The organism is Pseudomonas sp. CP-1 (genome assembly GCF_021213715.1).
Taxonomy (GTDB): domain Bacteria; phylum Pseudomonadota; class Gammaproteobacteria; order Pseudomonadales; family Pseudomonadaceae; genus Pseudomonas; species Pseudomonas aeruginosa.
Map to the genome: position 1 here is coordinate 54,860 of NZ_JAJQKY010000001.1, position 22,992 is coordinate 77,851.

At 60.9% G+C, this 22,992-nt stretch carries 26 protein-coding genes, 1 tRNA gene and 1 pseudogene; 14 read left to right on the plus strand and 14 right to left on the minus strand.

What is annotated here, in order from left to right; all coding sequences use genetic code 11:
* The first annotated feature begins 55 nt into the window (after positions 1 to 55).
* Both LT948_RS00210 and gloA read left to right on the plus strand, forming a co-directional pair.
* On the plus strand, positions 56 to 352 hold the full coding sequence (locus LT948_RS00210) for a putative quinol monooxygenase (protein WP_003085421.1): 297 nt from the start codon (positions 56 to 58) through the stop codon (positions 350 to 352).
* A gap of 44 nt (positions 353 to 396) precedes the next feature.
* Entirely contained in the window at positions 397 to 792 is a 396-nt protein-coding gene (gene gloA / locus LT948_RS00215) for a lactoylglutathione lyase (RefSeq protein ID WP_003098430.1), read from the plus strand.
* Positions 793 to 835: 43 nt separating this feature from the next.
* Here gloA and LT948_RS00220 read toward each other — a convergent pair whose 3' ends face one another.
* Together LT948_RS00220 and LT948_RS00225 are read right to left on the minus strand one after the other, a co-directional pair.
* Positions 836 to 1,342 carry a GNAT family N-acetyltransferase gene (locus LT948_RS00220; protein WP_003110808.1) on the minus strand — a complete coding sequence of 169 codons (507 nt, stop codon included), beginning with the start codon at positions 1,340 to 1,342 and terminating at the stop codon, positions 836 to 838.
* Positions 1,343 to 1,401: 59 nt separating this feature from the next.
* The gene (locus tag LT948_RS00225) at positions 1,402 to 1,659 is read right to left on the minus strand and encodes a YjhX family toxin (RefSeq protein ID WP_003085431.1); all 258 of its coding nucleotides are present in this window, start codon (positions 1,657 to 1,659) and stop codon (positions 1,402 to 1,404) included.
* Positions 1,660 to 1,998: 339 nt separating this feature from the next.
* Between LT948_RS00225 and LT948_RS00230 the strand changes: the two genes are divergently transcribed.
* Complete coding sequence (locus LT948_RS00230; protein ID WP_020750424.1) at positions 1,999 to 2,292, plus strand: DUF2845 domain-containing protein; 294 nt, start codon at positions 1,999 to 2,001, stop codon at positions 2,290 to 2,292.
* Between the two features lie 231 nt (positions 2,293 to 2,523).
* The gene (locus tag LT948_RS00235; protein ID WP_023434603.1) at positions 2,524 to 3,000 is read left to right on the plus strand and encodes a hypothetical protein; all 477 of its coding nucleotides are present in this window, start codon (positions 2,524 to 2,526) and stop codon (positions 2,998 to 3,000) included.
* Positions 3,001 to 3,457: 457 nt separating this feature from the next.
* Here LT948_RS00235 and LT948_RS00240 read toward each other — a convergent pair whose 3' ends face one another.
* On the minus strand, positions 3,458 to 4,105 hold the full coding sequence (locus tag LT948_RS00240; protein ID WP_033995209.1) for a response regulator transcription factor: 648 nt from the start codon (positions 4,103 to 4,105) through the stop codon (positions 3,458 to 3,460).
* A gap of 428 nt (positions 4,106 to 4,533) precedes the next feature.
* On the opposite strand from LT948_RS00240, the gene LT948_RS00245 reads away from it, so the two are divergent.
* The 7 genes from LT948_RS00245 to LT948_RS00275 all read left to right on the plus strand — a co-directional run bounded on the left by LT948_RS00245 (position 4,534) and on the right by LT948_RS00275 (position 9,787).
* On the plus strand, positions 4,534 to 5,217 hold the full coding sequence (locus LT948_RS00245; RefSeq protein ID WP_232197070.1) for a competence protein CoiA: 684 nt from the start codon (positions 4,534 to 4,536) through the stop codon (positions 5,215 to 5,217).
* Between the two features lie 336 nt (positions 5,218 to 5,553).
* Positions 5,554 to 6,651: a hypothetical protein gene (locus tag LT948_RS00250; protein WP_033995207.1), complete on the plus strand. Its 1,098-nt coding sequence runs from the start codon at positions 5,554 to 5,556 to the stop codon at positions 6,649 to 6,651.
* 551 nt (positions 6,652 to 7,202) lie between these two features.
* Entirely contained in the window at positions 7,203 to 7,559 is a 357-nt protein-coding gene (locus tag LT948_RS00255; protein WP_052150773.1) for an integrative conjugative element protein, RAQPRD family, read from the plus strand.
* Positions 7,556 to 7,789, plus strand: coding sequence for a TIGR03758 family integrating conjugative element protein (locus LT948_RS00260; protein WP_033995205.1), 234 nt, complete (start codon positions 7,556 to 7,558; stop codon positions 7,787 to 7,789). Before LT948_RS00255 ends, LT948_RS00260 begins: the two co-directional genes overlap by 4 nt.
* Before the next feature lie 15 nt (positions 7,790 to 7,804).
* Positions 7,805 to 8,164 (plus strand): TIGR03745 family integrating conjugative element membrane protein, encoded by a 360-nt coding sequence (locus LT948_RS00265; protein WP_033995203.1) that lies wholly within the window; start codon positions 7,805 to 7,807, stop codon positions 8,162 to 8,164.
* A gap of 10 nt (positions 8,165 to 8,174) precedes the next feature.
* Complete coding sequence (locus LT948_RS00270) at positions 8,175 to 8,549, plus strand: TIGR03750 family conjugal transfer protein (protein ID WP_033995201.1); 375 nt, start codon at positions 8,175 to 8,177, stop codon at positions 8,547 to 8,549.
* Between the two features lie 77 nt (positions 8,550 to 8,626).
* Complete coding sequence (locus LT948_RS00275; RefSeq protein ID WP_052150772.1) at positions 8,627 to 9,787, plus strand: hypothetical protein; 1,161 nt, start codon at positions 8,627 to 8,629, stop codon at positions 9,785 to 9,787.
* A gap of 170 nt (positions 9,788 to 9,957) precedes the next feature.
* Here the strand turns inward: LT948_RS00275 and LT948_RS00280 are convergent, their stop codons facing one another.
* Both LT948_RS00280 and LT948_RS00285 read right to left on the minus strand, forming a co-directional pair.
* On the minus strand, positions 9,958 to 11,256 hold the full coding sequence (locus LT948_RS00280) for a HEPN/Toprim-associated domain-containing protein (RefSeq protein ID WP_033995195.1): 1,299 nt from the start codon (positions 11,254 to 11,256) through the stop codon (positions 9,958 to 9,960).
* A gap of 79 nt (positions 11,257 to 11,335) precedes the next feature.
* Positions 11,336 to 12,256 (minus strand): AbiJ-NTD4 domain-containing protein, encoded by a 921-nt coding sequence (locus tag LT948_RS00285; RefSeq protein WP_033995193.1) that lies wholly within the window; start codon positions 12,254 to 12,256, stop codon positions 11,336 to 11,338.
* Positions 12,257 to 12,446: 190 nt separating this feature from the next.
* Between LT948_RS00285 and LT948_RS00290 the strand changes: the two are divergent.
* Positions 12,447 to 13,389, plus strand: a pseudogene (locus tag LT948_RS00290) (DUF4917 family protein).
* A gap of 114 nt (positions 13,390 to 13,503) precedes the next feature.
* Here LT948_RS00290 and LT948_RS00295 read toward each other — a convergent pair.
* The 9 genes from LT948_RS00295 to LT948_RS00335 all read right to left on the minus strand — a co-directional run bounded on the left by LT948_RS00295 (position 13,504) and on the right by LT948_RS00335 (position 22,015).
* Positions 13,504 to 15,351 (minus strand): tyrosine-type recombinase/integrase, encoded by a 1,848-nt coding sequence (locus LT948_RS00295; protein ID WP_033995190.1) that lies wholly within the window; start codon positions 15,349 to 15,351, stop codon positions 13,504 to 13,506.
* A 236-nt stretch (positions 15,352 to 15,587) separates the two neighbouring features.
* Positions 15,588 to 15,661 (minus strand) — tRNA-Gly (locus tag LT948_RS00300).
* Positions 15,662 to 15,791: 130 nt separating this feature from the next.
* Positions 15,792 to 16,694 carry a (R)-3-hydroxydecanoyl-ACP:CoA transacylase gene (gene phaG / locus LT948_RS00305; RefSeq protein WP_033989648.1) on the minus strand — a complete coding sequence of 301 codons (903 nt, stop codon included), beginning with the start codon at positions 16,692 to 16,694 and terminating at the stop codon, positions 15,792 to 15,794.
* Between the two features lie 451 nt (positions 16,695 to 17,145).
* The gene (locus LT948_RS00310; RefSeq protein WP_021264273.1) at positions 17,146 to 17,883 is read right to left on the minus strand and encodes a murein L,D-transpeptidase catalytic domain family protein; all 738 of its coding nucleotides are present in this window, start codon (positions 17,881 to 17,883) and stop codon (positions 17,146 to 17,148) included.
* A 79-nt stretch (positions 17,884 to 17,962) separates the two neighbouring features.
* Positions 17,963 to 19,006 (minus strand): L,D-transpeptidase, encoded by a 1,044-nt coding sequence (locus LT948_RS00315; RefSeq protein ID WP_021264274.1) that lies wholly within the window; start codon positions 19,004 to 19,006, stop codon positions 17,963 to 17,965.
* Positions 19,007 to 19,141: 135 nt separating this feature from the next.
* Positions 19,142 to 19,834: a pseudouridine synthase gene (locus LT948_RS00320; protein ID WP_015503463.1), complete on the minus strand. Its 693-nt coding sequence runs from the start codon at positions 19,832 to 19,834 to the stop codon at positions 19,142 to 19,144.
* Positions 19,834 to 20,046 carry a cysteine-rich CWC family protein gene (locus LT948_RS00325; RefSeq protein WP_023112330.1) on the minus strand — a complete coding sequence of 71 codons (213 nt, stop codon included), beginning with the start codon at positions 20,044 to 20,046 and terminating at the stop codon, positions 19,834 to 19,836. The genes LT948_RS00320 and LT948_RS00325 overlap by 1 nt, the downstream gene beginning before the upstream one ends.
* A gap of 80 nt (positions 20,047 to 20,126) precedes the next feature.
* The gene (locus LT948_RS00330) at positions 20,127 to 20,942 is read right to left on the minus strand and encodes a DUF4824 family protein (protein WP_015503461.1); all 816 of its coding nucleotides are present in this window, start codon (positions 20,940 to 20,942) and stop codon (positions 20,127 to 20,129) included.
* Complete coding sequence (locus tag LT948_RS00335) at positions 20,939 to 22,015, minus strand: DUF2157 domain-containing protein (protein ID WP_003085464.1); 1,077 nt, start codon at positions 22,013 to 22,015, stop codon at positions 20,939 to 20,941. Before LT948_RS00335 ends, LT948_RS00330 begins: the two co-directional genes overlap by 4 nt.
* Before the next feature lie 232 nt (positions 22,016 to 22,247).
* Here LT948_RS00335 and LT948_RS00340 point away from each other — a divergent pair, with 232 nt between their 5' ends.
* Positions 22,248 to 22,421 (plus strand): hypothetical protein, encoded by a 174-nt coding sequence (locus LT948_RS00340; RefSeq protein WP_009878032.1) that lies wholly within the window; start codon positions 22,248 to 22,250, stop codon positions 22,419 to 22,421.
* Positions 22,422 to 22,512: 91 nt separating this feature from the next.
* Positions 22,513 to 22,962: a hypothetical protein gene (locus tag LT948_RS00345; protein ID WP_003085474.1), complete on the plus strand. Its 450-nt coding sequence runs from the start codon at positions 22,513 to 22,515 to the stop codon at positions 22,960 to 22,962.
* The last annotated feature ends 30 nt before the right edge of the window (positions 22,963 to 22,992 follow it).

The following is a 22,992-nucleotide window of genomic DNA, read 5'->3' on the forward strand; positions in this document are numbered from 1 at the left end:
CACCCTAGCATGGACCTCGCGATCGCTTCCAACCCATTTCACGAGGAAAGATTCCATGACCTACCACGTACTGGTTCAGTTCGACGTTCCCTCCGACAAGCGCGAAGCGTTCGCCGCGGCAGGCCTGTTCGATGCCAATGGCTCGTTGCAGAACGAACCGGGCACCCTGCGCTTCGAGGTGATCCGCGACGAGAACAACCGCAACCGCTTCTACCTCGACGAGGTGTACGAAGACGAGGCGGCGTTCCTCCAGCATTGCCGCAACGAAACCATCGCGCGCTTCTATGAACTGATCGACAGCTACGCCTTCGGTCCGCTTTTCCTGTTCAAGGGCTACCGCGTCGAGGGTTGATTCCCGCTCCGGCGGCTCGCCGCCGGACTCCACGGAGAATTTTCATGCGAATCCTGCACAGCATGCTCCGCGTGGCCGATCTCGAGGCCGCGCTGGAGTTCTACACCCGGGCCCTGGACATGCGCCTGCTGCGGCGCCGGGACTATCCTGAAGGCCGCTTCACCCTGGCCTTCGTCGGCTATCAGGACGAGCGCGCGGCCGCTGCCCTGGAGTTGACCCACAACTGGGACCGGGACGGCTACACCCAGGGCGATGGCTACGGCCACCTGGCCATCGAAGTCGAGGATGCCGCCGTCACCTGCGCCCGGGCCAGGGCGCTGGGCTATCGGGTCACCCGCGAGGCCGGGCCGATGCAGCACGGACGCAGCGTGATCGCCTTCCTCGAAGACCCGGACGGCTACAAGGTGGAACTGATCCAGAAGGGCACCCAGTTCGATTGAGCCCGCGACCAGGGGGCGACATAGCGGCTGCTATCGTTCCGGCTCAGCCGCTGGCGTCGAATGCGGCGTGGAAGGCCACTATTCCTCGCGCCATGCGCCCGCTGAAGGACTGTGCCTGGAAGTATTCGGCGGGAACGCCGGGCAACGCCAGGCCGCTTTCCACCCGAAAGCCAAAGCGCGAGTAGTAGGTCGGTTCGCCCAGTACCACGCAGCCGCCCGCGGGCAGCATGCGCAGCTCGGCGAGCAGGCGCCGGACCAACTGCGAACCGAGGCCCTGGCGCTGCCGCTCGGGCGCCACCGATAGCGGCGCGAGGCCGTACCAGTCGCCCGCTTCGCCATCGATGGTCACTGGTGAGGCAGCGATATGGCCGATCACCTGGCCGTTCGCTTCGGCCACCAGCGAAAACGTCAGCGCGCCAGCACGGCGCAGGGCATCGACGATGTACTGCTCGGTATGGCTGCTATGCGTTTCGTTGCGGAACGCGGCTTCGGTCAGGCGGGCGATGGCGTCGATGTCGCCGGGCGTTTCCGCACGGATGGAAATATTCATGCAAGCACTCCTCGGAACCCCCGCCTTGTCCCGGCGGGGGCAATGGAAAAGGAAGGGGGTCAGCGATTGTCCGCCTGCGGGCGCACGGCTTTCAGCCCGGCCATGGATATCCGGTAGGGCCTGCCCTGGCGGGAGTGGACCAGGCCCTTGTTCTTCAGCCTGGAGAACACCGCCAGGGTGCAGTCGAGCAGCAGGTGGCCGTCGCGGTTGTAGCACTCGACGCGGGTGATCTTGCCCGAAGCGTCGCGAAGGAAGGCGATATGGCCGCCCTGGGCCAAGGCGTGAAGCGTCCGTTGTTCCGGCTTGGAAACGTTCATGTCGGTAGAACCTGTAATCATCGGTATGACAACGCGGCCGCACGGCGCGAAAAGGCGCGTGCGAGCCATGGCGAAGGCAGATAACCGGCGATACCTCGTGCGGGATGACGAAGTGGCGGTTATCGGATGACTACTATCTCCAACATGCAAGCCTCGGATCGGGGAGGGCGCAGCCACGAAAGCGTGCTGCGATGCGGCAGTCTAACGAAGCTGGCGAAGCGACGGCAAGGAACTGCCTGCGTCGCCATGCCGCTGTGCGACGCTTGCGCCTTTGTGAGGGAGTTCGCCTCGCCCCGCGGCGGTCCGCGCTTTCATTATCGGGGGAGGCGGGAGGTATCCATGTTTCGCACGGCTCTGATGCTGTTCATGTCTTCGTTGGCAATTCCTGCCCTCGCCTCGATGAGATGCGGCACGCATCTGGTGGACGAGGGCGACAGCGTCGAGCAAGTCCTGGAACGGTGCGGGCAACCGCTGAGCAGGATCGTCAACGAGCCTGCCCTGCGCAACAACGGCGTGCCCAAGTTGAATGCTGCACGCACCGAATTCTGGGTGTATGGCCCCAGTGGAGGCGTCTACCGACACTTGCGCTTCATCGATGGCAAGCTGGTCGAGATTCGGCTCGAGCGGAAGTGATACGAGGCTGTTGAGGAGTTATTCCTACAGATAATTACTAATTCGCTGCGGAACACCGTGAAAGAGCGCTGAGCGAGAAGACGAGCCGGGTGCGGGCCCAGGTGGATGCGTCTTCCGTCGTGTAGGAATTGCCCGATATCGGGCGGCGGGGCGGAAGGTTGCGGGCCACCCTGATCGCATACCTGAAAAGTTGGCGGCGTAATCTCCGCGATTTTCAGGCGAGGACGCGTCGTGTTGAAGTTATTGGTCGTGGTTGCTTCCCTGTTCATCGGCGGAGGCATGGCCATGGGAGAGCCCGGGGGGGCGGATGGGTTTTCCGCTGTCGCAGCGGTCGATCCGGGAGCGAACCCCGAAGCGCAACTGGACGGGGAGCCTCAGGAGGTCAGCGAAGCGCCGGCCTATCGCGTGGATGACCTCACCTTCCTGTACCTCACCCATGAGGTCTATCTGGAACCCTACGTTTCCTGCCGTCCGAAAGTCCTGGGCGAACGTTCGTATGTCGCCTGCTGGAACGAAACCTACTCCGGCCGCTCCCCGCTGAACTTCTGGGAATACGACGGGGGTGACTTCCTCGCCCTCAACGACCCGGCACGTGTGTTGGCCGAGGGGAAGTTCGCGAGCGAGCAGCACATCGGCGAAGCGCCCCTGCCGCTGCCTCTGGATATCGATCTGGACCAGTTGGAGCGGGCCTACTCGCTGATGATGTAAGGGAGAGGAACCTTCCGGCTGCGCCTCCACCGAAATCCATGGGGCGCTTCCGATCTTTCCCGGGCTTTAGGCGGGGAAAGCCTGAAAACAGAAAGCCCCTGGCACTGGTTGGTGTCAGGGGCTTTTGCATTGGGATCTGGAGCGGGCGAAGGGAACAGCACCCAATTCCTAACCAGTTGATTAACAACAACTTTCCAACGATGCAAAAACCAAAATGGACTACATCGTGGACTAGATTCTCACACGTCGGTAGCGACCACGTCCAGCCTCGGCTACTAACGTCCAAGCAGATCCAAGCAGGTTCGATGTCATATTGACACCGGGTAGATTGGACGAATCATCATCATCCTTGACCCAAGGCATGAACCCGAACACAGCGCCCTGGTCATCCGTCACCCAGCAACAATCGAATCCGTCTTCAGACTCTTGCACGGCACAACGGCGAGCGACCACATTTTCATTGCTGAAACACCTTACTATCCCGGCAGAACGCCAAGAGCTCCTGATTACTTTTGGCGTTGAGCTTGCGCATCGCGGTCATCTTCTGCGCACTGACTGTCTTGATGCTGCGACGCAGTCGATCCGCGATTTCGGCCAGGCTGTTTCCCTGAACGTAGTAGCGCAAGACCTCGAACTCGCGCGGCGTCAGTGATTCGAAGCGTTCTCGAAGCCCTTGCTCCTGCTGTGAGACGTTCGTCTCCGAGAAAGACGGCGAAGTGTAGGTATTTCCTAGCGACACCAATCGTATGGCCTTGAAGACCTCGGAAGGGTTGTCCTGCTTGAAGACCACGGCTTTGACGCCTGCCTGGTAAAGCGCCTTCACAATCAACGGATTCGACAGCATCGTCAGCACGATGATCTTCAAGCCCACGAACTGCCGCAGCAAATAGCCGATGAACTTAATGCCGTCGCCATACTGCGGATCTGGCATGTGATAGTCGACGATTACAATATCGGGAAGAGACTTCATCAGTTCCGCCACAAGTTCCGTCGAAGAACTGGCAGTGGCGGTCAACGCGACATGGACATCTTGCTTGAGCAGGTCACCGAGCCCCATGAGCACCAGTGGGTGGTCATCCGCCAAGACTATTCGTAGTTTCGTCATGCTTCTCTCAATTTGACCCCAATTCTGCCAACCAAAATCCCGGCTTTTCGAGGCGATTAAAAAAGAGCATCTTGAAGCGCGCTGGCTAACAAATTTTACAACTAGCCAGAACGCGGGCGCCGTCGCGCAAACTTGTGACAAATGTTGCGCTCGCGCGTCCCTTAGTCTCAGAATTTTGTCCTTGCGGTAGGCGACGGGATCAACAACGGCGGAGCTGCAATCATCACTGACGTGCACGCACTCTGAATGGACCGACAAGTCTGATTGATGCCAGTGCGGCCGCTAAACTGCCTGCTCATGACAGTCGAGAATGGAGATTTGTCTGAATGGTAATGGTGATAGAAGCTAGGTTTGCTGATGGACGCGGGGTAGCCAACGCCCTGCGGATGACGTCTGCCCAATGGATGGAGCTTCAAGCGAGCTATCACATGGGTGAATTGCTCATGCCCTGCTGTCCGGCTCCCGCCGTTCCAAAGCTCAGTCCGAACGGCCATCCCTTCTTTGCCCATGCTGGCGGTGCCTGTAGCACCTCCGAAGAGAGCCAATGGCATCTGGCCGCGAAAATCCTGGTACGCAGCGTGCTGGAGAACCTTGGCTGCCGGGCCACCTTGGAGGAGTCTGGAGCCGGAAACTTGGGAGGATGGCAGGCCGACGTTTGGGCGGAGCGCGATGGTGTCAAGCTGGCCGTCGAGATCCAGCGCTCATACCAGTCCTTGCGCGATTATCGCCGTCGTCAGGAACGCTACCGGATCGAGGGTATCAAAGCCTTGTGGTTGATGCGGCGCGACCGCTACATGACCCTGACCAAGAGCATGGCAAAAGAACGCCTGCGCGTAGAGTTTGGAGGCAAATTTCCCCCCGAGGGTGGCATCTGGCCTTGCCTTACGGATCTCCCTGTAGCGCATCTGCAATTGGATCCTGAACCCTGCGTCGGCGGAGCGGGGTTCTTTTCGGCCACCATTCCGCAGTTGCTCGAAGCGGTGCTGACCGACCGCTTCTTGTGCATCGATGGTCTGTGGTGCATCGACAACCTGGACGCCATGCGGCGTATTGCCGAACAATCGCGGGCGCAAGCCGCCACGACGCGTAGCGCGAAGTCCCCGCGGCGTTAGCACCGGCTTCCACGCACGGGCTGTGAGCAGCGCATAAAGAGCCCTACTGGCCTGCTGGGAGTTGCTGCAACCTTGAGTAGCGGAGTGGCGTGGATTGGACCTCTGGCGTCTTGTGCTGATTGCATCCGGCGCAAGTCGTACCCGCCCTGCAGCCCGCCGGCCAGTGATGCTCTTGCCGGTCCAACAAGGAGCTTCTTGCCCCTACGCTGGCGTGGTGCCAGTGGCCCGTGCGTGCGAAAATCCATAGATTCTCAACCGCGAATCGCCGCACTCCAGCCCCGCGCTACGGGCTAGGAACACCCCGCGGCGTGACGACCAAGGAAAGGGACAGGAACGGTGGCACCCAGAGACCCGGTAAAAACGCAGCGCAATCGCCAGATTAACGAACTCACGGCGCAGATAAATGAACTCAAGGAGGACGTCCTTGAAATCACCGGTTATCCCAGCGAGCATTCGTTGAACGCTACTTATGGCGGGAAGCACGCCGAGTACATCGACATCAAGAACGAAGTAATCGATTCGCCCGAGCAGTTCATCGCGCTTTATCTCCGCGGGTTCCTCGAAGTTCTGGAGGGCCTCGGACCTGCCGCACGGCCTGGCAACCCCTATTACGACGCCCACGCGCATATCAAGAACTCCAAGAAGGTGCGTCGTTGGTTCAAGCTTTTCCTCACTCGAACCTACCTGCGTCAGTTCGATGCTCTGGCCCGCAAGCGGCCGGAAGTGGAGGATGCGGAGATATGGATAGGTCAGAAGAATGCGTCCTACGGCATCTTGGTAACCCCCCGGTTCAAGAACGGAGCCTGGGAGAACGACAAGAGTGAAATTCGACATTTCAAACCGAACTACTGGACCATCGGCCACATCCTGCAGACCGGATTCGTGATACCGGATGAGGATGATCGCATGGACTTCCACTCCGTCGACCAATACCTGAAATTTTTCCGCCAGACCTTGGTGCGCAACTCAGGCTCCGAGCATGAAAAGGCGATTGCCAGCCGCTACTGCAATTTCGTGCTCAATAGCGAGAACCCACTGGATGTGCCGCTACTGATTCCAGAGCTGCGCTATGGTGGAAAGGTGGCGCGCCATGAGCATCGCCTCGACTTCACCATCATTGATCCTTTTACCCTGTCAAAGGTCGGATTCGAGCTTTCGCCCTGGTCAACCCATGGCAGGCTGGAGGGCACCCGCGAAAAGACCCAAAAGCAAATCAATGAAGAGGCGCAGGCAAACTTTGAGAAGGAGATGCGCAAGCTCAAGGCCTATTTCCGCAAGCGTGGCATCCCCATCATTGTCTACACAGATACAGACCTGAAGGACCCCGATGCCATCTTTGACGAGATTGCGGCGTACTTGTCTCCCACTCGCAAGGCCAAGCAGTTGGAGTTCCACGCCATGGAGGACTTCCTGGCGTTCAAACCCGGTCGCTAGTGCCCGCACCAGTGTCCTCACCGAACGCGCCACAAGCTGAGGTCCGGCTACTTGCCTTACGGGGTTTCGGCAAATAAGGGCGCTCGCCTTTCGTATGCTTCTCTGACCGCGGAGCAAAGTCCTGTGAAGGCATCGGCTCACTGCACCAGAGAGCCGGCCCAGGCGGCCTTCCTGTCTGTCACAGCGCTTCTGGCGCCGCGCAAAGCGGCTGCAGCACCGCATCCCACGAACGCGGCGGCAGAGGCCGGAGACCGGACATAGTCTGCCTGCCTACGAGAACCTCTGGCTGATACGTCCGGGGCGCTACATGCTCATCGAACCCGTCTTGGTGTCCGAGCCGCTCGACCGCCTGCCCGCTGCCTTTGGCCCATCAACGCCTGGGACCGATATCGAGGGGCACTCTCGCTTCTAACAGGCCAAACCGGCTCTCCCTCGCACCGGTCGGTCCAACGTAAACAATCCGGTCTCTCCAGATTCCTATTGTTTACGGCCGCGGCACGCCTTCTTCCCCACGATCACTCCATTGCTGATCTGACCAGGGGAAGCCTCCCATGCCTGCCACTCGAATCCACTCTACCGCCAGCTGCGTGTGCGTGGTCCTTGCCTCCCTGCTGGCAATGGCGAGCAACGTAGTCGCAGCCCCTCCCGCACAGCGCGAAGACCTGGCAGCCGCCCAACGGCAGCTCGAAGCTCTGGAGCGCATCGTTGAGGATAGTTCGACGGCAGCCTCGGTCGCTCCCGGCGAACGCTATTACTTCGACTACCCCCGTCTGCTCGCTGATCTGGCCCGAGTGCGCGCCGGTATCGAGCAATTCCTCTCTCCCTCCCGTGCCCAACCGCGCGAGCCGGACGAACTGCCCGGTCGGTACCGCGCCGAGTCCCCCTTCCAACCGGAGGAGCGCTCATGACCAACGCACAACTGACCGCATTCCAGGCCAACAGCGGCGTCGCACCTCAGGCCTTGTCGACGGTGTTGCTCGGCGCCGTGCTGGCCGTGCTGCTGCTGTGGGGCGTCTGGGCAATTCGCACCGCCTATGTGGGGTGGGCAGAGAGCCGCATCAATCAACGCCAGTTCCTCGGCGTCATCGTCCGCTTTCTGGCGATGTACGTGGTGCTGACGTACTTCCTGCTGTCTTGATCGAAGGACCTCGTCATGTGGATTCGCCTTTCCCCACGCCAACTCCTGCAGCGCGCTGCAATTGCCGTCAGCCTGACTTCTATGCCGCTGGCATCCGTCGCTCAAGGTCTGCCAGAACTAGAAAACCCTTCGCGTGGCAAGGGCAGCGGCATCATGCAGACGATCCGCAACTACGGGTACGACATCGTGATGCTCGTAGCTCTGCTCGTCGTGGCATCGATGTTCATCGGTGTCTGCTATCACGCCTACGGCACCTACGCAGAGATCCATACGGGCAAGAAGACCTGGGGCCAGTTCGGGCTGACGGTTGCCATCGGCGCCGTATTGCTGGTCATCGGCATCTGGCTGCTGACTGAAGCCACCGGAATCCTGTAAAGGGGGCGTCATGTCCGAACACCACATGGTGCGGGCGGATGGCACCGTGGTCTTCCTGCCCCACCGGCTCAACCGCCAGCCGGTGGTCGTTCGGGGTCTTACTGCGGACGAGCTGTGGATCTGCTGCGGCCTGTCCGGCTCACTCGGGTTGCTGCTCGGCACGCCGCTGTCGCTGCTGTTTTCGACGATTGCCCTCGCACCGACTTTCATCGTGTTGGGCATTGCGCTCGGAATTTTCGTCGGCGGCGGCATTCTGCGCCACCAAAAGCGCGGACGTCCCGATACCTGGCTCTACCGGCAACTGCAATGGCAACTGGCAACGTGGCCGCTGCTGGGAGCCTGGACCGGTGGGACTACCTGCGTACCGAGCTCACCGCGTGGATGAGCGCCACGTCACCCTCTGCCGGAATCAGGCTCTCTGCGGCTACAAGCATCCACTTCGAATTTGGATGGAGCGACAGGGTGAGGCTGCACGAAGCGGCGCTATATCTGCAGATTCAGCATGACAAGCCCTTCCTGGCCCAGTACCGCAAGCAGCGCAAGCGCTCACCACTGATCGACCCGTCCAGCGCAACACCGGGGCAAAACTCGCCACGTCAGTTGCTGCAGGATGCATTGACAAAGGGCATCGAAACCAACAGCCCCCAGTACGCGCGCCTGCCTGCCCCCATCCGCTATCGCGTCACAGGCGCATTAGCCACGTGGCGCTCTTTTCGTCACGGAGCCGGTTCCGACTTAAACCTATCGTCGCTACTTGCCGACGGGGCCATGACAACACTGATCAAGTTCTACGGTGAGATTGTTACCGGGCTGTTCCCAAATGGGGCAGCAGGCTATACCTCGGAAGAATTGGCACTCCAGGGGGTTCATAGCGTCGTGTGGCAGGCGTTCGATGCACGCGGCGGGGTCTTCTACGAACCCAGCGCGTCATTGCACCGATTGCTTGACGCGAGCTACATGGCCGACGACGTCATCATTGGCCAACTTCGGCTACCCGACCAAGCGCTGTGCATCATCCCCGAGCCCAGTCGCTGGACTCAGCCTGGTGGATACGAAGCCATTGTCATTTTCCAAACCGACTCCGCCGTCAATTGCGTGACCTGGACACACGAGAAGAACAAGGAGCGCAGTGTGGTCATGGACATCATCGAACTGTCGCTCGCCAACCCCGAGCGAACAATCCGCGAATTGCTGGACGAGGCCTTCCAAGCGAAGAAGTCCCAGTTCGAACACGTCCTGCAGCACTGGCGGGACGCACTCGACTACGCCATCAAGATGCTGCTCTATCTGGCAGTCCGCGATGCTCATGTCATCCACGATCGAGCCTACAGCGATGCACCCAGAAACTTCGCTGGCCTGGGCAGGCGAAAACGCGAGCAGCGATTGGCGGAGATTGAGGAACTGTATGACCGACATATCGTGGGACCGGCATTGCTGGACGCAATGACGGATCTGTCAGAGCCAGGCACATCTGGGGGGCGTGAGGTATCCAGTCATTGGCGTCGACCGTACTTCAAGATGCAGCACTACGGGCCAGGCTCATCTCAAAGAAGGCTGGTCTTCATCGGCCCCACCATTGTTCGCGCAGACCGGCTCGGCGTGCCGTCGCCGTCACGCGCCTGAAAGGATGCTTCGATGCCCGGCGGTGTGCGCCTATATAGACTTGCCTCCCCGTCGAACTGCCTTGTCAGCCCGGCTCGCTATATTCCTAGCAAGTCCGCCATCAGGACCTCGGGCCCACAGGCATAGCGATCACACCCACTTCCAGTGTGCAACGTTCGCTTTACACATTTCTATCTCTTGGAGCAGAAAACGGACGCTGCTAGTCGGCTACTCTCTTCAATGAGGGCGCATAACAGTTTGTCAAGCTTCCGAGTATCGTAGTTTTCAGACCGTAGTTCTTCTGGAGTTTTATCGAGGAAGGCCTTCGTGTACGTATCCTTGAAATCCAGTGCCCCTTGGTACACCCCTCTTTCCGCTTTGTAATTCGTCCATACGACGGTGGCGGGGCCGTAGTTTTTTAGGTTCAGGTCCAGATAGCACTCAATCGCAGCGGCACGACCATTAATGTCGCATTCTGTAATCCCTTCAGGACCACGAGCGGGAAACTTTCGGAACTCTTCCAAATCGGGCAAGAGTAACGTACGCATATTGTGTGGCAGCTTGAATCGCTGAATTGCTTCGTACGCACCGATCCCCTCGACATCGTTATCAAGGAGGACAATGACTTGATTCTGCACATCAATTTTGGCCAAGCCTTCGGCAAACTTGACCAAGCTGCCAGTACCGGAGAATGGATGGCGTTCACTTACGTCTATGAACCGAAAGAAGTCGGCGACTTCCGGACGCAGCACTTCAATTGCGCGCTTCAATATGTGGACATCGGACGATCCTTCGGTTGCGATTAGGATGGTCTGTTCGCGTCTGGCACAAGGCATGAACTCCGATGCGTCGGCCCAGCCCGCATCAACCAAGTCGCCATAGTTCCAAACCACATTCTGATCCAAGTTGGCAGGATTTTCTGCGAGCAGTCTCAACGCAGCGTAGGGACTTAAAAAGTCGATAAGCCCCCCGAAGTAGCTACGTTCGGAGTAGGCATTCGACGATTGGTCCGGGTTCGCAGGGATGCGCGCGACGCAATCCAAGTCCGCGAATCGCCCTTTTCTCTTTCGCATTCCTCGCTCGTCATATTCGTCAACGAATCGGCCGTCTAGTTCCTGAATCGGAAAGCTGCGCACAAAAGCCAAAAATTCCGAGAAACTTAGAGGCTCCACAATCTCTTGATCTTGATTGTCATAATCGGTCTGGTAGTCTTTCCAGTTCTTTGCCATCTGCTCGTAGATATGGCTGACCGTCTCGATGCGATATCCAAGTAGTTCCAATCTTGGAGCTAGCGTACGCAAAGGTCGCGCAAACACCATTTTTCTATGGCTCGAAGCTGAGTCGGGGTCCTCGTCATCATCGTCGGCCTGCTCAGAATGCAAGCGTTGCCGATCTTGCTCTTGGAACAGAGCGCCATGATCATTGCCTCGGAAGTTCTTGCTCCAATCGACCGAAACATCTCCAACCGTAAGATCAATAATGGTTCCCACTACTGGCTCCTGCGCAATTGCTTGTGTTCATGGCATTCTCAGCATGCCCTAAGGACCGAACTCGGCATACTTACCGACTTCATCCCACGTTCTTGCGAATGACCAGTTCAATCATGGCAAACAATCTGTGATAGAGATAGTCAACCTGTTGGACATCAATGACCGGCTCCTGCCTAACCTCGTGATGGCGAAACAAATGATCGTTTCCAATCCGCGAAAGCTTCTGCGCCTCGTCATCTAACATCGCCCGAAAACGCGGTTCTGTTGCACATTGGTCCAATATCTTGGTGATAGAAGTCAACTTGTCTTTGTCAGCCATGGACTTGATCCGCTCCCACGAGTCGAACAGGCGCTCCAAGGCCTCGCGACGGATCAATGGATTGGGGTCGGAGAATTTCACCCTGCTTTCATTCAGCATGTTGTCTAGCGTCGAATCCCCCGTACGAAAATACGCTCTAGCCAAGGCCTCCCCAATCACGGCAGGTAGCACACGCTGAATCTCGCCATACGCGCTAAGTTTGTAGGCCAGGGCATTTCGCGCAAGGATGAGATTCACTTCCTCGTGAAACTCGGCTCGTCCACTATCTTGGTCAAACATCAAATGATGATGCCGGTAGTAGTCGTGGTACTTTCCGACAGTGATGGGCTTGGCGACCTTTCGCCAGACAAACTCAATGAAGTCGAGCGCAAGCAACGTAGGTGGGCACCAGGGCACCATTTCGCTTCGATAGCTGTTTGGCTCATCCAAGGAGTCCTGCTGGGTCTGCAACGGCCATGAAAGGCCATGAAGCTCGGCCTCAATGGCCCTTTGCAGGCTCTGGACATCGTTGCCACAAACTGCCCCCCCATCTGAGCATTGCTCCGGATAGCTGTGCCCGAAGGCTCCCTTGCTTGCAAGGGCCTCCACCAGCGCAACGATGCCGGCCCATGCTACCGGACACATTTCCTGCTGCGTTCGGGGCCGAGCTCCACGCTCACGGTCACTGAAGTAGTCGGTCATTGGTTCATCCTTGTTCTCGATGGACTTATAGGTCGCACGATCATAGTTCGTGGCAAGTAGCTCGGATATCATCCCGCCATCATAAAAACCGGAGGGAACCGAATTGCCACACCAGATCGCACAATGGACCGAGATTGCCGCTCAGTATCATCGCGGCACGATTCTATTGGGCAATGGAGCAAGCATCGCCGTGTCGCCACGCTTTGCCTACGGCTCATTGCGCGAACACGCCCAGCAAAACGGGCTGCTTACAGAGGATGTGGGCCGCCTTTTTGCTTTCTTCGATACGTCCGATTTCGAGCTCATTCTTCGCCTCGTTTGGCAGGCAACCAACGTCAACAAATCGTTGGACATACCCGACGATCGTACGCATCAAGCCTACTTGCGAGTCAGAGACAGTCTGATTCAGGCCGTTCGAGCGATTCATCCCGAGTACGCCGAGGTGCAAGACTATCTGCCGTCTATGCGTAACTTTCTCAGATCGTTCGACACGGTTTTATCGCTCAATTACGATCTGCTGGTGTATTGGGCGATGACCTATGGGCTAAACCTTCAGGACGGCCATCGCTTCAAGGATTGTTTCGTCGGCAACGCAACATTCGATGATGATTGGCAGAAATTCCGACGCCTCTTGGGAGAGAGAGAACACACTGGTGTTCTATCCGCACGGAAGCTTGGCCCTTTGTCGTGATGCTGTTGAGCAAGAGTTCAAGATCCACGCCGCAGGCGGAAGGCTGTTGCAGACGATCTTGGATAGTTGGCAGAGCGAAGAATACGTACCGTTGTTCGTCAGCGAGGGAACGAAAGCACAGAAAATCGCCTCGATTCGGAGCAGCTACTACCTCTCAACCGTGTATCGGGAAGTGCTGACTTCGGAGCGGCACGCTTTGACGCTTTTTGGCTGGGGTATTGGAGAGCATGACCGGCACTTGCTCCAGCGCATGCGCGACACGGGCATCCAGCGGGTTGCGGTATCGGTGTTCCGCAACGATCAGGTGTACTGCAACTATGCCTACCAGACGATTCAGGATGACCTGCGGCCGATCCAGGATGACCTGGGGCCGATCCAGGTGGACTTCTTCGACTGCGAAAGCCCTGGATGCTGGATTCAACCGATGCCAGAGCAAGGTTGAAGAAGATGGTGCCGCAACCCTTCGACCATGCTTGGTCGAAGGGTTGCCCAGAACGCAGCACGGAAGGTGGCACTAGGAACATACCTTAAGGGAAGGCATTACGAGTGCCCATGCTCAACGAACACGGGTTTCGGCCCATTCGCCCTCTTTGATAGTCGTCGAAACCAGGCTGATCATCCTGTCCAGATTATCGAAGGTCACCGAGTCAATCGCCGAGCGTTTCCGGGAGCCACCACGCGGCGCAACGAGCGCGTGGTAAATGGTCCAGGGCTCTGCGCCCCGATTCACCTTGAGCAATGCCTGGATCAAGGCGTGCTTGGCGGGGTCAAGATGCCAGTCCGGCACGCGCTGCCCACGGTTGCCGATGTTCAATGCCAGCAGGTTGCCCGCTTTGACCTCATAGCTGATCCAGCGGCGGGACTTGCCCGCCAGTTTGGCGAACTCCGCGACGGGGAGATTGTGGGGCGACTCGAAGAGGTCAACCAGCGCCATGCGCTCCCGCTGAACGTCTGAAAGCGCCTCTTCCTGGGCCGCACGTGGCACTGGCACGGCAGGCAGCCTGTGTTCCGATGCCATCACCAACGGCATCGCTTCGGCTGAAGTGCTCACCAGAAGAATCGGGGAGGCATTCGATGACCTGTCCGCAAACGGGCCGGAGTTGGTCCCTGCGGGCTCTGGCACCTGTTCCAGGTGCACGGTAAGCGGAGTGCTGGCAGCTTTGACCTTGTTCTGCTCGAACAGATCGAGCCGGTCAGCCCAGTCCTGCATCATGCGTCGCCGTTGCTCGACGTACTCGGCATGGTTGTAGGTCGCACTGACCTTGTTGGGGTCGACGTGGGATAGCTGTGCATCGACCCACACTTTCGGGTAGCCGATTTCGTTGAGCGCCGTGGACATCGTGGCGCGCATGCCGTGGCCGGTCAGCAGATCCCGATATCCCATGCGTTTCAGCGCACTGTTGAGGGTGTTTTCACTGATGCGGGACTTGATGTCCACGTCACCGTGCAGCAGGTAGCGTTGTGCCGGCTTGAACTCTTCCAACAGGTATCGAACGATTTCGATGGCTTGCACCGACAGGGGCACGATGTATGGCGGGATGTTCTGTGGTAGCTGGCGTTTGCGGCGCATATCGGTCTTGAGCTGCTTGACCACGTTCGCCGGAATGATCCACAAGCCTTGGTCCAAGTCGAACTGGTCGGGAGTCGCCTGCCTCAGTTCGCCTGTGCGCACACCGGTCAGCATCAGGAGCCGAAGCCCCAACTGTGTCCGCAGCCGGCCGCGATACTTACGCACGCGTTGCAGGTACTTCGGTAGCTCGGGCATGCGCAGGAACGGGTTGTGGTTTACCGGCGGCAGCGGCTGGGCCACCACATCCAAGTCAGAGGCAGGGTTCTGCTCAAGGCCGGGCACGACCACCAGCGCGTAGCGGAACATCTGGTTGAACCAGGTCCGGACTTTCTCGGCGACCGACAGCGCCTTGCGCCGCTCGATGTTCCCGATGACTTCGAGCAGGTCTACCCGCCTGATTTCGTAGATGGACCGTTTACCCAGGAGGGGCAGCACATCGTTTGCGAAGATGCGCGGGATCAAGGACTGGGTGGTCTGCCGTCCCTCTTCAAAGGTCAGACCCCGGTGCGCGAGCCATTTTAGGAAGACCGCCTTGAAGGTGTACTCGTTGGTCAGTCGGGCAGTGGCACGCTTGTGCTTGCGATGAGTGTGAGGGTTGGTGCCCTTGGCCAGCAGGGCGCGGGCTTCATCCCGAATGATCCGGGCGTCTCGGAGGGAAAGCTCCGGGTAGGTGCCCAGCGACATTCGCTTCTGCTTGCCAAACCACTGGTAGCGGAAATGCCAGGATTTGCCCCCGCCTGGCGCTACAGCCAGAGAGAGTCCATCAAAATCCGCGAGGGTGTATTCCTTGCCAGTGGCTTTTGCTTTGCGAACGCTGAGGTCGGACAGTGCCATGTTCCAGTTCCTGAATTAGGGTCAGGAACCAGATGCTGATCACGATCGATCCGCACCCCCAGCAACAATCCGAACTCCGCACCGTCCTAAAGATGGACTAAATAATGGACTAAAAAGTCGTGGCTTGGACTGGATTTCTGTGGACGTCACTGGATCGAGTCAGAAGAAAAATTTGTTTATTTTCAACGACTTGAAACGCTCAGTGGACGTTCTTGGAAATCCTTGGATTGATGGAGTGGAGCGGGCGAAGGGAATCGAACCCTCGTCATGAGCTTGGGAAGCTCAGGTAATGCCATTATACGACGCCCGCTCGGACGGCTTTTGCGGCCAGGGCGCCTTTTTACCAGATGCGCGGCGGCAGGTGAAGCCCGGGGCGGGGTTTTTGTTGATTTCGCTGGGTTTTTCCGCCAGGGGAGCGGGGCTCCCCGTGGCGGTGGCGGTTAGCTGGCGAGGGCGGCGAGGGGGACGCTGGCGCCGTTGGGCTGGGGGCGGTAGATCGGGTTGAGCGGCTGCGTGCGCTGCGGGCGGAGGAAGGCCAGCAGGGCGTCCTGGGTCTGTTGCCAGGCGGCCTTGTGCTCGACGTCGATGAAGTGGCCGGCATTGCGGATGGTGTGAAATTCCGCGCCGCGGATCAGTTGGCCGAACTGGCGGGCTTCGTGGGGCGTGGTGTAGATGTCCAGCTCGCCGTTCATGAACAGCACCGGGATCTCGATGCCGGCGAAGCTCTCGGTATAGCTATCGGCGTTCAGGCGCAGCACTTCGCGGATATGGAAGTGCATCTGGTGGTATTCGTGCTCGTCCAGGCTGCTGACGTGGCGGAAGTTGTAGCGCTTGAACAACTGCGGCAGGTAGCGGCCGATGGTTTCGTTGACCAGCTTGCCGACCTGGGTGCGATCGCAGGCGGCGAGGTAGTCGAGGCCGCGATGCAGGTAGTCGAGCATGGCCGGGTTGAGCTGAGGCGAGAATGAGTTGACCACCGCCCTGCGGATCCGTCCGGGACGCTGCGCCAGGGCCAGCAGGGTGGCGACGCCGCCCCACGAGAACGACATCACCACGTCGGCGCGGAAGCGTTCGATCAGTTCCAGCAGGATCCTGGCCTCGCATTCCTTGCTGATCGGCGTGCGGTTTTCGTTATGGGGTTTGGACTGGCCGGCATACGGCTGGTCGTAGAGCACCACGTTGTAATGCGGCTGCAGGTACTTCACGGTCTGGGCGAAGGACGCTGTGGTCGACAGCGAGCCGTTGACCAGGATGATGGTCTGCTGCGCCGAGGGGTTGCCGTAGAACTCGGTGTGAATCCTGTATTGCCCGTGGATCTCGATGATGGCTGTTTCCGGCCTCATGTCGCTTCCTCCTGGAATCGTTCGATGGGAACGCGGCGACCTGCTTGTCGCGGCGAATACAAAATGCTCATGGGCAGATGAAAGCGCCTCCCAATGACAGTTGAATGTCATTCGGATGGATTTAATAAACTTTTAATTTTCAACGACTTACAGGCAAATAGAGTTCGTCCGAAACCCTTTCGGGTCTTGGCGATGCAGCTATTGGCCGGGCAGGAAAGGCCGGCGCCGAAGCGCGGGCAGTCACGCGGGCTTTCTTGGAAGTCGTTTGTGACCGATCGGTCACAACGTGAGCGTCAGTTAAGCAGCCGGCGTGCCGGGCTGCAAGCCCTGTTTCGCTTGTGGATGGGGGAAGAAGGGAAGGAATCCGACGAAATGCCGCCGGGCAAGCGCCGATGCCGCGATTTCGGGGGGCCGGGAAGGAGAGGGGCGGCGCGGCCGCCGCCCCGGCGGTTCACTTGAGCAGGCTGGCGATGACTTCCGGCGTGCGTGCCGCACGTGCCACGGCGCAGCTCTGCGGAGCGAGGAAGCGCGAGGTTTCCAGCCACTTCGGCTGTGGGTAGTAGGCGAACACGTAGCTGCCGCGCTTGAGGGTGTTGATCAGCCGGGCGGCCACGGCCGGGCGTACCGCAGGGCAGCCCTGGCTGCGGCCCAGGCGGCCGAGCCCGGGAACCACCCTGGGATCGGCGTAGGCGGCGGAGTGCATGACGATGGCGCGTTCTTCGCTCTTGTCGTTGAAACCCGGCTCCAGGCCAACCAGGCGCAGCGACTGGCCGTGCTTGCCGGTATAGAGCTGGCCGGTCTGGAACAGCCCGATCGACGACTGGTAGCTGTTCGGCCGGTTGGAGAAGGAGGTGGCAAGGTCATCGCCGCTGTTCTTGCCGTGGGTCACCCACTCTTCGAAGAGCAGCTTGCGGGCCTTCAGGTCGAATACCCAGAGGCGCTTGTCGCGCGACGGCCGCGAGTAGTCGATCACCGTCAGCAGGCCGTTGTCGCCACCCTGGCTCGCACTCGCGCAGGCATAGGCGGTGAGGGCCAGTTCGAGGGTCGGCAGGCTGGCCTGGGGAGCGAGTTTCTGAAGGTCCTTGGCGGAGGGAAGTGACATGGCGAACACCGGCCCGCTGGCCAGTGCGCAAAGGGTGGCGCCCGCCAGGCTCAGCCTGCGCAGGGCGGCACGGAGGAAGGTTGGCATACGAGCAGTATTCCCATCGGTTCAGTGTGGTTTTTACCGGATGAGAGGCATTGTGCTCGATTTTTGAACAACTTGCCGACTACTTTTTAAGCGATTTCGTCGGATTGTTCGGTGTTTCCGTGGCGATCACCGTGAAATCGGAGTCGCTGTGGGTGTCCCGGGTTGAGGCCCAGTCGGTGATCACCAGGGTACTGCCGACGTCCATGGCGCTCAGCATTTCGCGGACGAAGGTCGGGTCCATGCGGATCTTGCCCAGTTGCTCGGAGGGTGTCAGGCCCTGTCCCGGGTTGCTCACCTGGACCACCGACCAGCGCAGGTTCGGCGAGGTCTCGCCGATTTCGTCCAGGGTCGGCTTTTCCAGCAGCGAGAACACTGCCATGCCGGTTTGCGGGCGTGCCGGCAACTGCACCGGTGCGGTGCCTATGCGCAGGCCGCCGCGGTAGACATAGGCGCGCTGGTCGGCGCGGCTGATCAGCACCGACAACGGACCGCGCTCCGCGCCGGGGTCGTTCCAGGCGATCTCTCCGGGCTCTACCGGCAGCGTCACCGGTCGCCCGTCCGCTACCGTCGGCGCCAGCAGGCCGGGGTGGTCGACTTCCTTCGGCGCGCTGCTGGCGTTGGAAATGATTACCGTGGTGGAGCTGAATCCGGTGATGCCGTAGAGCTTCTTGGCGAACGCCATGGGCAGGCGGATGCAGCCGTGGGAGGCGGGATAGCCGGGCAGGTTGCCGGCGTGCAGGGCGATGCCGTCCCAGGTAAGGCGCTGCATGTAGGGCATGGGCGCGCTGTTGTAGAGGTCGGACTTGTGGTCGACGCTCTTTTGCAGGATCGAGAACACTCCGGTCGGGGTCTCCCGGCCCTTCTTGCCGGAGCTGAGGGTGCTGACCCCGATGGCGATACCGTTGCGGTAGATGTAGGCCTTCTGTTCGGTAAGGCTGACCACGATGGTCACCGGTCCCTGCGGGGAAACCTCCGGGTACCAGAGGTACTCGCCGGGCTTCATGCTCTTCAGCCGCGCCTTGATGTCGGCCGGCGGCAAAGGCGCGTTCGCTGGGCTGGCGGGCGCCGCGTGGAGGCTGCCGACGGCGAAGGCCAGCAGCAGTACGGCAAGGGATCTTTTCATCGGCGCTTTCTCTTGCTCCATGCGGGAAAGGCTGTCGCTCCGACAGACGCCATTCAGCTTAGCGTCGCTCGCGACGGCCGGCCAAACCCCTGCGGTCCGGCCTCTTTCGGTGGACAGGCGGCGGGCGGCGGGGTTTCACACCGAACAGATTTCTTCAGCATTCAGGGGGCGCCAGGCACCCGGCGGCAACTGCGGGTCGAGACAAATATCGCCCATGCGCTCGCGGTGCAGGCGCAGCACCTTGTTGTCGAAGTGGCCGAACATGCGCTTGACCTGGTGATAGCGGCCTTCGTGCAGGGTCAGGCGGGCGCAGCGTGGGCCGATCGGTTCGAGCTGCGCGGGGAGGGTGATCAGGTCTTCGAAGCGGAAGTGGAGGCCGGCGGCGAAGGCATCCACGTAGCGTTGGTCGATGGGCGCCTCGGTTTCCACGTAGTAGACCTTGTCGCGCCGGCTGCCCGGCAGGGTCAGGCGGCGCGACCACTGGCCGTCGTTGGTCAGCAGCATCAGGCCGGTGGTGTTGTAGTCGAGACGACCGCCAATGTGCAGGTCGTCGCGCTGGTCTTCCGGGAACAGGTCGAGGACGGTCGGGTGTTGCGGGTCGCGGGTGGCGCTGACGCAGCCCATCGGTTTATGCAGCATGTAGTAGCGCGCCGGCTTGCCAGCCTGGAGCAGCCGCTCGTCCAGTTCCACCCGGCTGAAGACACGCACTTCGTGGGTGCCGTCGCGCACCACCTGGCCGTCCACGCGCAGGCGTCCACCGGCGATCAGCATCTGCGCGTCGCGGCGGCTGAGTTCGGGCAGGTTGGCGAGGAAGCGGTCCAGTCGCATCAGTCGTCGGCGTCGGGCGGCAATAGTTGCGCGCAGCGCGGGCAGAGGCAGGCACGGCGGCGCAGCTCGGCGGGAATCCGCTCCAGCGCGGCCGCATCGATTTCCATGGTGAAGCACCAGCAAGCCTGGGCGGCGCTAGCGGGATCGGCCAGGGTGCAGCGGTTGGATTGCTGGCACAGCGGGCAGCGGCCGGGGTCGATTTCGCTGTTCATGGCGCGGTGGATGGCTGGCGGGTGCCCAGGGTGCAGCGCCCGGCGCGCGGATGCAAGCATCGCGCGCCGGGCGGGGCGTTTCAGCGGCGAACGGCGTTGGTGATCCAGGGCTCCAGGCGCTGGCCGAAGCTGAGGTGCAGTTCCAGCGGCGCTAGCCGGTAGTTTTGTCCGTCGACCTTGGCGAATACCGCGTGCCATTGTCGTGGCACGTTGATTGCGGCGAGGTCGGTACGGCTGATGTAGCCGCCGACCAGCGTCCTGCCTTCGTCGACCGCGGACCAGGGACGCACCCGGCCCTTGACGATGGCGTAGCGCTGGCGCTCGGGGTAGCGCTGGCGCAGGGCGGCCAGGTCGAGGCCAGCGTCGACGATGAACAGTCGGCTGGCCTCTCCCTGCTCATGCTTCAGTTGGTGGCGAGCGGCTTCCATCTGGCTGGACAGCATTTCGTCCTTGGGCAGGGCCTTGCTGCGGGCGCGGGCCTCGGCCAGGCGCTCCTCGGCCAGGCGTACTTCGCGGCGATAGGCCGGGCCGTCGAGCTCCAGGACCAGTAGCACCTGTTTTTCCTGTTGGCGGCGGTAGCGCCGTACGCTCTCTTCGTCGAGCGCGTCCGGGATGCTGAAACCGAGGGCGCGCATCTGCTCGGGCGGCAGCGGGGGCGCGAGGTCATTGGGCGGCTCGCCGTTCGGCGAGCGAAGCTCCAGGCGCAGTTCGACGCCACTGTTCTCTTCGCTCCAGAAGCCGTAGGACCAGTTGCGCTGGAGTTCGCGCTGACTGAGCACCAACTTGCTTTCGGCCTCGCCGGACCGGTTCCAGGCGACGCCACCGAGGGCGGCCAGGTTCGCCGCCAGCAGCAGGAGGCTGCCGGCGACCAGGGCGTTGCGACGGTTGCGATTCATGCGTCAGTCCTCGCGGCGATGCCCAGGGGCGTGCGCAGGCGGCGCAGGACCAGCAGGATCAGCAGGGCGCTGAGGCCGAGCACCAGGAAGAACAGGTACTTCGGCATCGCTTCCCACCACCAGTCGAAGAACTTGGTGTAGAGGAAGATGACGAAGAAGGTGATCCCGGTATTGCTCACGTCGGCCCAGTTGCGTCGCGCGCCGAGCCAGATCACCAGGGCGGCGGCGACGAAGCCGGCGACCTGGTAGAGCCCCTCGATGAGCGCCGACGGTAACGCCAGGTAGCTGCCTGAGCCCCAGTTGGCCAGCACCAGCATCGGCAGGAACAGGCCGAGCAGGGCGAACACCCGGTAGATCACGGCGAAGCCGCTGAAGTTGCGCTGCTCGAAGCACAGCGGCACGGCGAAGATCAGCGCGGCGGCGGGGAAGAAGTTCTCCGGTCGCTCGCCTACGCTCAGCCAGTAGCCGCCGCCCCAGGTGCCGACGCGCGCGGCGATGAAACCCATCACGCAGAGGATCGCCGCCGCCAGCAGCAGGCGGGCGTTGCACAGGTAGGCCAGGAGCAGGGCGTAGAGCGCCCAGGGCACCAGGGCCAGGTCGCTGGGGGTGACGTTGAATATCTGCCCGAGCATGGTCAGGTCGAGGACGAAGCAGGCGAACGCGACCATCGCCGCCAGCTTGCTGAAGTAGCCAGAGGTGTCCTTGGCCTGGACCCAGAGTGTGGCGAAGAACGCGACGAAGGCGCTGCCGACCAGGATCGCCACCTGGGCGACGGTAGGGAACAGGCCCCAGAAGCGATAGAACAGCAGGAACACGCTGGCGGCGAAGGCCAGGGCGCCGAAGAACGAGGCCACCCGCATGCCCAGCGAAAGTTGCTGGCTGCGCAGGTCGTGGTCGATGTCGAAACGGTCGCGGTAGCTGTCCAGCAGGGCCAGGTGATAGTCGGCGAGTTGCCGGGCCTGGGTCGGTTCGAGGCGGAACGCCTGCTCCTGGTCGAGGCGTTGCAGCTCGCGCTGGAACACCAGGATGTCGTTGGCGCGCTGCTGTGCCTGGGCGCGGTCGATGGGTTGCATGCATGCTCCTTGAGCCTTGCCGGCGGTGCCGACAGTCCTTGATCCGCGCACTCTACCGAGAAACGCCGGCGGCGGTCACGCCCTGGAGGGGCCTGTCGTTGGTCGGATTCAGGGAATTTCCGTTTTTCCCTTCGGTCTCTAGTGCAGCCGGGTTGCAACCGCCGCAACCGGCTTCCCGCTCCATCGGGATCTTGTCCAGGCGTGGTTCGGCTGCGTTCTGCGATGAAGGAGAATGCTGATGGTCATGCGATTGATCGGGCTGCTGCCGGCGGCCTTCCTGGGGAGCGGTTGCAGCGGGGGGCCGGGCGCCTGCGTCGAACTGGACTTCGACCAGGGTTACTACGGCTACCATCGCGGCGGCCCGCCCCATTGTCCTCCAGGCCAGGCCAAGAAAGGCTGGTGCTGAGCCCGCTCCCTTTTCCCGAGTCTTCACGTCGTATGCGCGCCTCGTAGCGTCGCCGGTCGTCCGGCTGGCGGCGGGGCCGCAGGAGGCTGCCATGTGGCGCACATTCCTGAGAGTCCCGCTTCTTCTGCTTCTCGCCAGCCTGGGTGGCTGCGCGGTGTATGACTACGACTACGATGACGGCGACTGGCGCCGCTATCGCGGCCAGCCCTACGCCTACGAAGTGCCACGCTATCGCGTCTACGACGATGGCTGGCGTAGCGAACGGCGCTACTACTCGACGCGCTACTACGACCAACGCTACTACCCGGCGCCACGCCGCTACGATGGCCACCGCGACTACCGGCGCGAGCAATATCGCTACCCGCAGCGCCACCACGAATCGCGCCCGGCCCATCGCGGCGAGCGGCATCCGGGCAACTGGCAGCGCGGTGGCCAGCCGCAATGGCGCGGGCATTCTCCGCAACGCTGGCAGCAACACGGTGGGCAGGATCGTCCGCGGCACCGGGGCCAGCAGGGCGGGGCGCCTCGCTGGCGCAACTGAGGTGCGCAAGCAAAGACGGCGCCTGCGGGC